The organism is Pseudomonas sp. 05T35, assembly GCF_056396605.1.
This window is the reverse complement of sequence record NZ_JBFTLU010000279.1, coordinates 1-11,707: the sequence shown is the minus strand read 5'-3', so window position 1 is coordinate 11,707 and position 11,707 is coordinate 1. Positions and strand designations below refer to the sequence as shown.

Sequence of the window (11,707 nt, the reverse complement as noted above, 5' to 3'; positions counted from 1 at the left end):
CCCGCGTAGTAGGCACGATCAACCCCGAAGGCCCTTACAGGGGCAAGACAAATGGTGAGTATTACTTTCTGTCAGAAGAGTCCAAAGCCTACATCGACCAGTTCGGTATTCCCTATGGCTCCTGGTAATCCATGAACAATCACCAGAAACCACGACCACTGGAATATCCCAATGTTTAAGAACTCACCCGCAGTTAAAGCGAGTGTTGCAATGTTATTGGCGTTGCTCTTGGAGGGATGCGCCACGGGCATTGACCGGTCACTGCCTTATGACGGTTGGACGCTGGATTTTTTTGGGCCGCCCTATATGGAAGCCTGGATTGAAACGGCGGACGTGGTTGATATCAATGGACGCGTGTTTCGCGGTGCGGGCAGCGGAGGAGTGACCACAGGTTATCCGCGAGCACTCAGTAAAGGCATACCGACGACGTTTCGCGGCAACCCCAAAGGTTGGGCCGAGCATCCGGGAGGGAGTGGTCGACGCGTAACCGGTGCAGGTCTCCCCCGCTTGGTCTACGTACGCTGGCAGTCGCTGGCCGAGCCGCAGACCTACGAGGCGTATATCGAGATTCCCGAATCGGCTCGAACCACCATGCTCAAGGGTGAAGAGGCTTATTGCGGTGCCGTCGGCAAATGGAAAACGGACTACCGAAAGCTGCTGATTGTTGGTCTGGCACCGGGCGGTATCGCCAAAGTGTATTTGGGTGGCCCTTGCCTGAAGTCGACCGAAGTCACCCGCGTACAAGGCACGATCAACCCCGAAGGCCCTTACAGGGGCAAGACAAATGGTGAGTATTACTTTCTGTCAGAAGAGTCCAAAGCCTACATCGACCAGTTCGGTATTCCCTATGGCTCCTGGTAACCAAGGGGGCGCGTAAAGGGAGGGTATTACTCGTAAAGGCACTTGAAGTAGCGGCTGCTGAGTGGGCGTGCCATTCGGTGCTCAAGTCCATGCAATCACGCATTGCAGGCAGCCAATTGCCCGCAAACACCCGCGATTGTTTAGCCAATCCGCAACCAAGGTTCTTCAAGTCTGGATTTAACGGCTTATCACTGCGTGTGACGCTGCTCAGCCTCTGTGTTCTGCGGTGTTCTCTATGGACGGTTGCTCAGTCGACACTCACCCCGAGGCTTCGCCTGGCGCTCATGCGTCATGTCCTTGCCTCATGTGCAGGGATTCAACTGGCGGCGCCTGTGCGTTTGCCTGACGCGGAAATACGAGTGTTCCCATGACTACGACTCCCTTTGCCTCGAAGCAAGAAGCCCTGACCTTCCTTGAACTCAACCCGGATATCGAGATGTTCGAGTTGTTCATCCTCGACAACAACGGCGTGCCGCGCGGCAAACTGCTCCATCGCGATGAACTGCTGGCGGTCTATGAAAGCGGCCGGCCGCTGCCGAGCACCATTCTCGGGCTGACGATCAATGGTGACGATGTGGAAAACTCCGGGCTGGTCTGGGAGGTTGGCGATATCGATTGCCGGGCCTATCCGCTCAGTGGCAGTTTGCAGCGCATGCCGTGGCGGCAGATTCCGACGGCGGCGGTGCAAGTCAGCATGCACCCGCAGGAGGGCCTGCCGGCGACCGTGGCCGATCCGCGGCATTTGCTGGCCAAGGTGATCGACGGGCTCAAGGCCGATGGTTATTACCCGGTGATGGCGGCAGAGCTGGAGTTTTACCTGCTCGACCAGCAACGCGACAGCAACGGTCGCCCGCAACCCGCGCGGGATGTCGACGGCGGCCGGCCACGGACAACCCAGGTCTACGGCTTGCGTGAACTGGAGCAGATCGAACCSTTTCTCGCTGATCTCTATGCGGCCTGCAAACTCCAGGGCATCCCGGCACGCACGGCGATTTCCGAGTACGCCCCGGGTCAGGTGGAAATCACCCTCGAGCACCGCAGCGATGCGTTGCAAGCAATGGACGAAGCGGTGCGTTACAAGCGTCTGGTCAAAGGCGTGGCGCACCGGCACGGGATGGTCGCGTGTTTTATGGCCAAACCCTTTGATGACCTGGCGGGCACCGGCATGCACCTGCACGTCAGTCTGGCGGACAAGCACGGCAACAACCTGTTCGCCAGTGAGGCGCCGGACGGCACGCCGCTGCTCAAGCACGCAGTGGGCGGCATGCTCGGCACTTTGCTCGATTCATTGCTGATGTTCTGCCCCAATGCCAATTCCTATCGGCGTTTCCAGACCAACAGCTACGCGCCACTGGCCGCGACCTGGGGCGTGGACAACCGCACCGTGAGCCTGCGCGTGCCGGGCGGACCGGCGTTTTCCCGGCACATCGAGCACCGCATCTGTGGCGCCGACGCCAACCCTTACCTGGCGGCTGCGGCGATTCTGGCCGGTATTCATCACGGCATTCGCGAACAGCGCGCCCCCGGCGCCCCGGTCGAAGGCAATGGCTACGCGCAAGCCAGCGAGTTGCTGCCGACCGACTGGCTGACCACGTTGCGCGCGCTGGAAGCTTCGGCCTGGGCGCGCGATGCGTTCGGCGCGCAATTCCTCGGGGTTTACCTGGCCGTGAAACGCGCCGAGTACCGTACGTTCATGGGGGAGGTCGGGGAGCAGGACTGGCGCTGGTATTTGCATCAGGCGTAATGCTGAAAGCGGCAGGCTAGAGCCTGTATCGTGATTAAACCTTTTTTTCACGCGCAGCTTGATAACCTGTCGCCAGTCAGTCGTTCCCTTTATCAAGAGTCGCCAGTTATGTCTGCGCAACCCCCATCCTCAGTCGAGCACGAATTTGCTCGACGCTACGATCAGGAGCACGCTCGAGTCTGCCTCCAGCCGCATCCCCGTGGGCTGGTGCAGCGGTTTTTGCAGTGGCGCGGCAAGCGACTGGTGCGGCGCGCACTCAAGGCGGCTGGCGAGCCGGGGCTGATTCTCGATGTGGCCTGCGGGGCAGGGGGCAACTGGCCGGTGCTGGCCGAGCACACCAACCGGGTGATTCTCGCCACCGACCCGTCCCAGGAAATGCTCGACCACGCCCAGACTCATCATCCGGCCGAGCTGCTCAAACGGGTCAAAACCTTTCAGAGCTCGGCATTCACCATCGGTTTGCCGGAAAATGCCGTGGATTGCATTTTTTGCACACAGTTGTTTCAGCACATCGAAAACAGTGAGCACCGCCTGGCGATACTGCGTGAATTTCACCGGGTCAGTCGCGACGCGCTGATCGTGTCAGTACAGCGAGATGGGTACTTCAAGCTGCGTGCGCGGTTCGGCGAGGATGCCCAACCGCGTCAATTGGCKACCAAGGCCCAACTTGAGGCAGAGTTCCGGCAAGCGGGCTTCAAGACGCTCAAATACCTGGACACCCTGCCTGGCAGCGATCTGCCGCGAGTCTACGTGCTGCATAAAGCCGACTAGTTGTCCTATTCTTCTCGAGCCGCGGGAGTTTTGCTCAAGCGCTTGCTCAGTCAGTGCGCGGAAATCGCCGGGGCCGATATATACTGCGCGCCATTCTTCAAGGGAGAGCCGTGTGGCCATCGATATTCACTGGATTCGCGACAACGATAGCCTCGGTCAGTTTTGCGCCCAATGGCAGCAGTTGCCGTTCGTCGCCCTCGACACCGAATTCATGCGGGTCGACACCTTTTATCCGATCGCCGGCCTGTTGCAGATTGGCGATGGCKAGCGGGCTTTCCTGATTGATCCGCTGACGATCGACAACTGGCAACCGCTGGCCCAATTGCTGGAAAACCCGGCAGTGGTCAAAGTGCTGCACGCCTGCAGCGAAGACCTCGAAGTCCTGCTGCGCTTGACCGGCAGCCTGCCGGCGCCATTGTTCGACACGCAACTGGCGGCTGCCTACCTGAACCTGGGCTTCTCCATGGGTTACTCGCGTCTGGTGTCGGAAGTGCTCGGCATCGACCTGCCCAAGGGTGAGACCCGTTCCGACTGGCTGCAACGTCCGCTCTCGGAAACCCAGATCAGCTACGCCGCCGAAGATGCCGTGCATCTGGCGGAGCTTTTCGTGCGTCTGCGGCCGAAGCTGTCGGACGAAAAGTACACCTGGGTCCTGGAAGATGGCGCCGAACTGGTGGCCAACCTGCGCCGCGAGGTCGACCCTTACGAGGTGTATCGCGAGGCCAAGCTGGCCTGGAAACTCTCCCGCGCCCAACTCGCGGTGCTGCGCGAACTCTGCGCCTGGCGCGAGCGCGAAGCCCGTGCCCGCGACCTGCCGCGCAACCGCATCGTGCGCGAGCATTCGTTGTGGCCGCTGGCACGCACCCAACCGGACAATCTCGGGGCACTGGCGAAAATCGAAGACATGCACCCGCGCACCGTGCGCCAGGACGGTGAGTTTCTGCTGGGCTTGATCAAGCAGGCGGGCAGTGTCCCGCCGGACCAGTGGCCGCCAGCGGTGCCGGAGCCCTTGCCGGTGGAAGCCGMGRCACTGGTCAAGCGTCTGCGGGCGCTCGGTCAGGCCGAAGCTGAACGCTTGAACATTGCCCCGGAACTGATGCTGCGCAAGAAAACCCTCGAAGCCTTGCTCAAGAGCGGCTTCCCCGAGGGCCCTTACCAATTGCCTGATTCGCTGCGTGGCTGGCGCCGCGAATTGATGGGCCAGGCCCTGCTCGACTGCCTGGCCACTGCCGGAGAACAGCCTTGAAACGTATTTGCTCTATCTACCGAAGCCTGAAGAAAAACGAGATGTACCTCTATGTGCTCAAAAGCGATGCACTGGAGCGCGTCCCGGAAAACCTGCTGCTGGCGTTCGGCAAACCGCATCACGCCTTCGACCTGGTGTTGACCCCCGAGCGCAAGCTCTCGCGCGAAGACATCACGGTGGTCCTGGAAAACCTCGACAAGCAGGGCTATCACCTGCAAATGCCGCCGGCTGAAGACGAGTACATCGAACACTTGCCGGAAGAGCTGCTACGACGCAATGATCCGGTTTGACGGATATCTGTAGGGGCTCTGTCCAGAGCCTCTGGAAACAATGGAATTGATTATTTTGGCGAGGGCCGCGAGCGAGGGAGAAACACTCCTTTGGCGGTCTTGTGCACTGTTTTTGAAGGTTTGAACCATGCGCGTTCTGATTGCCGAACACGACCACGCTGTATATGCCCAACTGTTGCGTCAGGCCGCACCTGAACTGCAAGTACTGACCAGCGGCGACTCCGCTGAATTGGCCAGCCTGGCCGCCGACTGCCCGGTCTGGCTCGGCCAGCCGGACCTGTTGGCGACGCTGTTGCGTCAAGGTCACGAGCCTCAGTGGCTGCAATCGACCTGGGCCGGTATTACACCGTTGCTCGCCGACGGCTTGCCACGCCACTACCGGCTGACCCGTGCGGTCGGGATTTTCGGTCAGATGATGGCTGAATATGTGCTGACCTACATGCTTGGCCATGAGCGCGAAGTACTGGCGCGATTGGTCAGCCAGGTCGAGCGCAAGTGGGACAACCGTCTGGGCCAGAGCCTGGCGGGGCGCAAGGTGCTGATCGTCGGTACCGGCGATATCGGTCAGAGCGTGGCGCAGTTCCTGGTGCCTTTTGGCGTCAAGCTGTACGGGATCGCCAGTACGCCGCGTGAGCAGGCGCCGTTCATTGAAGTCGCGGGGCTGGAGGCTCTGGGGCGCCTGGTCGGTGAAGTCGATTACGTGATCAACCTGCTGCCGAATACGCCGAACACTCACGACCTGTACAACGCCGCGTTGTTCAAGCAGTTCAAGTCGACCGGTTTGTTCATCAACGTCGGGCGTGGCGTGGCGGTAGTCGATGCGGATCTGGTCGAGGCCCTGAAGGAAGGGCACCTGGCGGGGGCGGTGATCGACGTCATCAAGGTTGAATGTGAAACCGTCATCGCGAGCAGGCTCGCTCCCACATTGTTTTTTCAGTGTGGCTTACAGGCTGAAATCACCTTCAGCCGCCAGCTCGCTCAATGGGCGACGCGGGCTTGGGATTTCCCGGGCTTGCAGGTAATCGGCGAGGGTTGCCTTGTCACCCAGCTTGCCGATCGCCACCGCTGCGTGCAGTGCGTAGCCTTCAGGAATATTCAGCTCCTTGCGGGTCAGTTCCTGATCGAAACCGGCCATGCCGTGGGTGTGCCAGCCGCTGATAGAGGCTTGCAGGGCCAAATGACCCCAGGCGGAACCGGTGTCGAAGGTGTGCCACAGGGCGGCGGTTTCTTCGGTGGCGCCTGGCGCGGTGAAGGTGGTTTTCGAGATCACGATCACCAGGGCCGAGGCGTGTTGCGCCCAGCTGCGGTTGAACTCGTTCAGCAGGCCCAGATAACGCYCCCAGTTCGGCGTATCGCGGCGCGCGTAGAGAAAACGCCATGGCTGCGAGTTGTAGGCCGACGGCGCCCAGCGAGCCGCTTCGAAAAAGCTCAGCAGGGTTTCTTCAGGGATACTTTCACCGGTGAAGGCGCGCGGCGACCAGCGATCAGTGAACTGTGGGTGAATGGCATATTCGGCAACGCGGGGATTAGCGCTCATGGACGAGTTTCCTGACTACGTTTATGAAGGAAAAGTTGAGTAAAAACCGACGCGCGCAGTTGAGCTGGGCAGTGAGGTTTTTCAGACCCGGGGCAATTGCCCTGAATGCAACGCGGTTGAGCGTTAATGGCACCTTGGCATGGGTCGTTGCGACTCGCAAAGCTACTTCGCGGCGGCATAACTGACAAGTCCTGTTCTACCGGCAGTCGCCAGCACTTGGCCCGCAGGGGCTGGGGCACTAGACTGGCGGCCTTTTCACCACCTGATGTTGATGCTTGAGCCATGGCCGCCAAAGTCGAACCTTTCTGGATACGCAAAACCCTCGAACAACTCGATCAAGAGGAGTGGGAGTCGTTATGCGACGGGTGTGGCCTGTGCTGCCTGCAAAAGCTCGAGGACGAAGAAGACAACAGCGTCTACTACACGCGTATTGCCTGCAAACTGCTGGACCTGAAAACCTGTCAGTGCACCGACTACGCGAACCGTCGCGACTCGGTACCGGACTGCATCCAGCTCACACCGGGCAAAGCCGATCAGTTCAAGTGGCTGCCGCCGACGTGCGGTTACCGTTTGGTCAGTGAGGGCAAGGACTTGCCGCTTTGGCATCACCTGGTCTGCGGCGATCGGGATGCCGTGCACCACGAGCGCATTTCCCAGTCCGGGCGCATGCTCGCTGAAGGCAGCGTGGCTGAGGATGATTGGGAAGATCATCTGATTTTTCGGGCGGGTTAAGTACCTGTCGTAGTACGAGCAAGTCACGAAGGAGTGTGTATGGCTGTTGGGTTGAAGCTGCCGTTGGTTTTGTCGTTGCTGGTGCTGGGTTCACCGGTGTGGGCGGCAAAAAAAGTCGATCTCGATTACCACGTACGATTATTGCCGCAAAGCGATCAGGCTGAAGTGCGCTTGACCCTGGCACATGGCTCGGCGGTGCGCAGCCTGGATTTTGATCTGGGCGATGGCAGCCAGTACAGCGACTTCAAGGCCGATGGTCAGTGGCAGCTCATTCCGGGCAACGCGGCGCGTGGCGTCTGGCATCCGGCTGCTGACAAGGCCAGCCTGACCTACCGGGTACGCATCAGTCACCCCCTCAAGAACGCCAGTTTCGATACCCGCATGACGCCCAATTGGGCGTTGATGCGTGGCGACGACCTGGTCCCGGCAGCGCGCCTGGATCAGCAGGACGGTGTCGAGCTGGTGTCGCGGCTGGAGTTCGAATTGCCGGAAGGCTGGAAAAGCGTCGAGACTTCCTGGCCGCGGGTTGGCAAGAACCGCTTTCGCATCGACAACGTTGCTCGGCGGCTCGACCGTCCCACGGGCTGGATGCTCGCCGGCAACCTGGGCAGTCGTCGTACACGCCTGGGCGAAACCGAAGTCACGGTTGCCTCGCCGCAAGGGCAGGGCATGCACCGGATGGACGTGTTGACGCTGCTGACCTTCGTCTGGCCGCAAGTGCAGGCGCTGTATCCGCGTCATCCCGGCAAGCTGCTGATTGTGGGCGCCGCCGACCCGATGTGGCGCGGTAGCCTGGCCGGGCACGAATCGATTTATCTGCACAGTCATTTGCCGTTGGTCAGTGAAAGCGGCAGCAGCCCGTTGCTCCGTGAGTTGGTCCAGGTATTGGGGCGAATCAAGGACAGTGATCGCAGTGACTGGATCAACGAAGGCTTTGCCGAGTACTACGCGATTGAACTGCTGCGCCGTGCCGGTGGCATGAGCGATGAGCGTTATCAGACGCTGGAAGACAAAATGGCCAAGGTCAGCCACCACGTCAGCACTCTGCGTGGCGATCAGCTCAGCGCGGCGCAGCTCGCCAAAGCGGTGTTGCTGCTACAGGAGCTGGACCGCGAAATTCGCCTGAAAACCCGCAACAAGCGTTCATTGGACGACATGTTGCGCGGCGCGATGGACCTTGGACGGGTGAGCACCAAGGAGTTTGTGGTATTGGCCCAGAGCATTATCGGCGAGCCGTCGAAAGTGCTGGATACCGAGTTGCTTCGCTGACACCGCCATCGTCGGATCGCCGCCCGGAGCCGGCTCGCTCCCACATTGATTCTGTATGAACACAGATTATGTATACGACAAAGATCCAGTGTGGGAGCGAGCCTGCTCGCGATGAGGCCTTAAGCCTCAGTACATTACTCGGATCAAACCCCAGCCTTGGGCGACTTCAGCGAATCATTGCCCGTCACCGTCGCGGTACGGGTTGCCGCATCGGCATTGGCTTTAAGGGTTTTGAGCTCTGCGCCGGCCCGTTCAATTTTCGACCTGGCGTTGTTCAGGTCCTGACGACTTTTTTCGAAGAAGCTTTTGGCCGAGCTGTGACCGGTGATGCCGCGAGCCAGGGCTGCACCGCCGAGTGCCACCTCGATCAGCCCGAACACGCCACCACGGCGCAGGCCTTTGCCGACCATCACCACACCACCGGCCATGCTCGCGACGCGTTCCCAGCCCTGGACGTTTTGCGTTGGTGGCGTCTGGAGCGGCGTGGGTTCTACGCGTTTGATGTCGCTCATGATCTGTCTCCTCAGGGGCAATGGTTATACAGCCGACCGTGCAGTCGGCCGTCTCGTTCCATCCCGCGCTCAGCGTATCAGCGAAATTTTGGACCGGAACGGGTGTTATTGCCCTTGGCCATGCGGTCGTAAAGCACCACGTTGACGGTGGCCGCCAGGTTCATGCAGCCGGTGGTCGGGATGTAGACCACGTCTTCGCACCACTCGCGAATCTCTTTATCGAGCGAACCGTCTTCCGGGCCGAAGATGTACAGCGCACGGTCCGGATGGGTGTACTCAGGCAGCGAACGGGCGCCATCGACCAGCTCGACCGCCACCGGGACGCAGCCCAGCGGGAGGATTTTCTTCAGGTCGTCGATGCCGATCAGCGGAATGTCGTGGTGGATTTTCTTGGTGTCGGTGACAAAGTCACGGGCGCGTTCATAACGCTTGCCGGTGTAGAACACCGACGCCACGCCGTAACAGCCGGCGGCGCGCATCACCGAACCGACGTTCTCCGGTGATTTGGGGTTATACAAACCAATGCAGCTGTACCGTTTGTTTGCCACGAGCGGGGTGCCCTTCGAGAAAAACCGCGATTATACGGGGATTGCTCGATGGTGGTCAGATTGTAGATTGGTGGTGTCGGGTCTATTGCTATCGCGAGCAGGCTCGCTCCCACAGGGGATCTTCTGTGAACACACTATTTGTGATCACCCAAAACCAATGTGGGAGCGAGCCTGCTCGCGATGAGGCCCGCTCAGACGCTGAAGGTCTTCAGTCGTCCTTTTTCATCAACCCGGCCAACGCGGCAAACGGGTTATGCGTTGCCTTGGCGATTTTCGGCGTGCTCAGTGAGCCGTCGCCGAAGTACTGCTGGTCGGTGTAGCGCGAGTGTTCGTTGTCGTGGCAGTACAGGCACAACAGCTCCCAGTTGGAACCGTCCTGCGGGTTGTTGTCGTGGTTGTGGTCGCGGTGGTGCACGGTCAACTCGCTCAGGCGTTTGCCGGAAAACTCACGGGCACAGCGGCCGCAGACGTGCGGGTACATCTTCAGGGCCTTGTCGCGGTAACCCATTTCACGGTCGCGCTGGGCGTCGGCGAGGATGCGGTCCAGTTTGGCCGTGTTGGAGGGAGGCGTTGACGAACTCATGGGTTCACCTTTGTAAAAAGACTAATGACGGTAATAACGAGAGTTTAGCTCAGGCCTTGAGCTTCTCGGCAATCCAGATCGTGTGTCGGGTGCCTTTGTTGCCATGGGCGAAGACTTGCACTTCTTCGGCCTTGAAGCCGGCCTTTTTCAATTTGTCGGAAAATTGCCGGTCAGCGCTGGCTGACCATACGGCGAGCACACCTTTGGGGCGCAGGGCCTTGGCGCAGGCGCTCAGTCCTCCGGCCGAGTACAGCCAGCTGTTGGCTTTCTGGGTCAGGCCTTCGGGGCCGTTATCGACGTCGAGCATGATCGCGTCGAAACCTTGCGGTTCGGCCTGCAGGACCTTGGCCACGTCTTCCATGCGGATCACCGTGCGCGGGTCGAGCAGCGGTCGCCCGGACTTTTCGCCCAGCGGCCCGCGGTTCCACTCGATCACCCCCGGCACCAGTTCGGCGACCACCACTTCAGCGGTCTTGCCCAGGTGCTTGAGCGCCGAAGCGAGGGTGAACCCCATGCCGAGGCCACCGATCAGCACCCGTGAATTCGGCCGGCCGGCGACCTTGCGGCAAGGAATCTCGGCCAGGGCGTCTTCGGAGCCGTGCATGCGGGTGTTCATCAATTGTCCGCCGTCACCGCCCTGGATCTTGATGACGAAATCTTCGCCGTACTCGAACAGGCACAGGGCACCGCCGTTTTCGGGGATCGGGGTGGTGTCGAGCAGAACGAAACGTTTCATGGGGCTCTCTTTAAAGGAGGGAAACTGGCATCAGGGAAGAGAAACCGGCATTGAGAAGGGCAATCTTGCGCGGTTGGGAGTAGCCTTAAGGCAACAAGCAAGGGCAACGGAGCCATTGATGAAGCGCACCATTCTAACGGTCATTGTGTTGGCCGCGCTCTCGATAAGTGCAGCGCAGGCGCAAGAGTTGCAAACGGTCCCTGTTACACCCTCGGCAGCCCCGGGCTCACCCGGCACCGCTACCCCCACGCCATACCCGCAGATTACCCCGACCACGGTGCCCAAGGTCGGCAGCAGTAGCGGTGGTGAACCGTTGTTGCCACCGATCGAAATGCCCAACCCGCCCAAGGACCAGACCTTGCCAGGGCTTGAGCAGATTCAGCAAAAAAACAAATCCCCCGGCGGTTAAATCTGTTGCGAGAGCAATTGGCCGTCGGCCATGCGCAGGCGTTTGGACAGCGACACGGCAATGGCACGGATGATCTTCGCGGCGATTTTCGGTGCGTCGTTGAGCATCTTTTCCAGCGAGTCCTTGCCCAGGTTGAGCAGTTGGCAATTGCTCGCCGCCACGCAACTGGCCGAGCGCCGTTCGCCATCGAGGACGGCCATTTCGCCGAATGCCCGGCCGCTGCGCAACGTTGCGATCGTCACCGGCTTGCCGTCGCTATTGGTTTTCTGCACCGCCACCTGACCCGAGTGAATGATGCACATGAAGCTGCCGGCATCACCTTCGTGGAAGATCTCCTGGCCCTCGGCGATGGTGCTGATGCTGAAGTAGCCGGCAGCCGCCGTGAAATCGGCCAGTTGCAGTTGATCGAACAGGCCGCAGTCCATCAGCCAGTCGCGAATTTCTTTGTTCAACAGGGTCGGTTCTGACA

14 protein-coding genes and 2 pseudogenes are annotated in these 11,707 nt (G+C 60.2%); 10 read left to right on the top strand and 6 right to left on the bottom strand.

The features are described 5' to 3' along the window. From AC1DH9_RS19955 to AC1DH9_RS19925, 7 genes and pseudogenes are all read left to right on the top strand, one after another. Window positions 1–128 (top strand): annotated as a pseudogene (locus tag AC1DH9_RS19955) (DUF2931 family protein); the annotation flags it as partial. Between the two features lie 43 nt (window positions 129–171). Beyond that, window positions 172–861: a DUF2931 family protein gene (locus AC1DH9_RS19950; RefSeq protein ID WP_427540531.1), complete on the top strand. Its 690-nt coding sequence runs from the start codon at window positions 172–174 to the stop codon at window positions 859–861. A gap of 367 nt (window positions 862–1,228) precedes the next feature. Next, window positions 1,229–2,605, top strand: coding sequence for a glutamine synthetase family protein (locus tag AC1DH9_RS19945; protein WP_427540534.1), 1,377 nt, complete (start codon window positions 1,229–1,231; stop codon window positions 2,603–2,605). A 108-nt stretch (window positions 2,606–2,713) separates the two neighbouring features. Continuing rightward, window positions 2,714–3,376, top strand: a complete 663-nt coding sequence (locus tag AC1DH9_RS19940) for a class I SAM-dependent methyltransferase (protein WP_427540537.1) — start codon at window positions 2,714–2,716, stop codon at window positions 3,374–3,376. A gap of 112 nt (window positions 3,377–3,488) precedes the next feature. After that, window positions 3,489–4,622 carry a ribonuclease D gene (gene rnd / locus AC1DH9_RS19935; protein WP_477808639.1) on the top strand — a complete coding sequence of 378 codons (1,134 nt, stop codon included), beginning with the start codon at window positions 3,489–3,491 and terminating at the stop codon, window positions 4,620–4,622. Continuing rightward, window positions 4,619–4,912: a YcgL domain-containing protein gene (locus AC1DH9_RS19930; RefSeq protein WP_019692499.1), complete on the top strand. Its 294-nt coding sequence runs from the start codon at window positions 4,619–4,621 to the stop codon at window positions 4,910–4,912. Before rnd ends, AC1DH9_RS19930 begins: the two co-directional genes overlap by 4 nt. 127 nt (window positions 4,913–5,039) lie before the next feature. Further along, window positions 5,040–5,801 (top strand): annotated as a pseudogene (locus AC1DH9_RS19925) (D-2-hydroxyacid dehydrogenase); the annotation flags it as partial. Between the two features lie 54 nt (window positions 5,802–5,855). Here AC1DH9_RS19925 and AC1DH9_RS19920 read toward each other — a convergent pair. Next, window positions 5,856–6,449, bottom strand: a complete 594-nt coding sequence (locus tag AC1DH9_RS19920; protein WP_477808640.1) for a nitroreductase family protein — start codon at window positions 6,447–6,449, stop codon at window positions 5,856–5,858. A gap of 282 nt (window positions 6,450–6,731) precedes the next feature. Between AC1DH9_RS19920 and AC1DH9_RS19915 the strand changes: the two genes are divergently transcribed. Together AC1DH9_RS19915 and AC1DH9_RS19910 are read left to right on the top strand one after the other, a co-directional pair. Further along, window positions 6,732–7,181: a YcgN family cysteine cluster protein gene (locus tag AC1DH9_RS19915; protein WP_054596149.1), complete on the top strand. Its 450-nt coding sequence runs from the start codon at window positions 6,732–6,734 to the stop codon at window positions 7,179–7,181. A 39-nt stretch (window positions 7,182–7,220) separates the two neighbouring features. Continuing rightward, a complete protein-coding gene (locus AC1DH9_RS19910) occupies window positions 7,221–8,450 on the top strand; it encodes a hypothetical protein (protein WP_427540548.1) in 1,230 nt (409 codons plus the stop codon). Window positions 8,451–8,593: 143 nt separating this feature from the next. On the opposite strand, the gene AC1DH9_RS19905 is transcribed toward AC1DH9_RS19910, so the two are convergent. The 4 genes from AC1DH9_RS19905 to AC1DH9_RS19890 form a co-directional block, all read right to left on the bottom strand. Further along, window positions 8,594–8,962 carry a YgaP family membrane protein gene (locus AC1DH9_RS19905; RefSeq protein ID WP_427540551.1) on the bottom strand — a complete coding sequence of 123 codons (369 nt, stop codon included), beginning with the start codon at window positions 8,960–8,962 and terminating at the stop codon, window positions 8,594–8,596. A 77-nt stretch (window positions 8,963–9,039) separates the two neighbouring features. Continuing rightward, a complete protein-coding gene (locus tag AC1DH9_RS19900; protein ID WP_019692493.1) occupies window positions 9,040–9,510 on the bottom strand; it encodes an RNA methyltransferase in 471 nt (156 codons plus the stop codon). Between the two features lie 208 nt (window positions 9,511–9,718). Beyond that, window positions 9,719–10,093: a YajD family HNH nuclease gene (locus AC1DH9_RS19895; protein WP_054596159.1), complete on the bottom strand. Its 375-nt coding sequence runs from the start codon at window positions 10,091–10,093 to the stop codon at window positions 9,719–9,721. A 49-nt stretch (window positions 10,094–10,142) separates the two neighbouring features. Next, window positions 10,143–10,829 carry a spermidine synthase gene (locus AC1DH9_RS19890; RefSeq protein ID WP_427540553.1) on the bottom strand — a complete coding sequence of 229 codons (687 nt, stop codon included), beginning with the start codon at window positions 10,827–10,829 and terminating at the stop codon, window positions 10,143–10,145. Between the two features lie 118 nt (window positions 10,830–10,947). On the opposite strand from AC1DH9_RS19890, the gene AC1DH9_RS19885 reads away from it, so the two are divergent. Continuing rightward, entirely contained in the window at window positions 10,948–11,238 is a 291-nt protein-coding gene (locus tag AC1DH9_RS19885; RefSeq protein WP_123582250.1) for a hypothetical protein, read from the top strand. Here AC1DH9_RS19885 and AC1DH9_RS19880 read toward each other — a convergent pair. Beyond that, on the bottom strand, window positions 11,235–11,707 hold a 473-nt coding region (locus AC1DH9_RS19880), incomplete at its 5' end, for a cyclic nucleotide-binding domain-containing protein (protein WP_477808638.1). The two genes, AC1DH9_RS19885 and AC1DH9_RS19880, sit on opposite strands and share 4 nt — an antisense overlap.

Bases quoted from the DNA above. Each gene is read 5' to 3' on its own strand.
- AC1DH9_RS19950 (WP_427540531.1), top strand. From the start codon at position 172: ATGTTTAAGAACTCACCCGCAGTTAAAGCGAGTGTTGCAATGTTATTG.
- AC1DH9_RS19915 (WP_054596149.1), top strand. From the start codon at position 6,732: ATGGCCGCCAAAGTCGAACCTTTCTGGATACGCAAAACCCTCGAACAA.
- AC1DH9_RS19910 (WP_427540548.1), top strand. From the start codon at position 7,221: ATGGCTGTTGGGTTGAAGCTGCCGTTGGTTTTGTCGTTGCTGGTGCTG.
- AC1DH9_RS19905 (WP_427540551.1), bottom strand. From the start codon at position 8,962: ATGAGCGACATCAAACGCGTAGAACCCACGCCGCTCCAGACGCCACCA.
- AC1DH9_RS19895 (WP_054596159.1), bottom strand. From the start codon at position 10,093: ATGAGTTCGTCAACGCCTCCCTCCAACACGGCCAAACTGGACCGCATC.
- AC1DH9_RS19890 (WP_427540553.1), bottom strand. From the start codon at position 10,829: ATGAAACGTTTCGTTCTGCTCGACACCACCCCGATCCCCGAAAACGGC.
- AC1DH9_RS19885 (WP_123582250.1), top strand. From the start codon at position 10,948: ATGAAGCGCACCATTCTAACGGTCATTGTGTTGGCCGCGCTCTCGATA.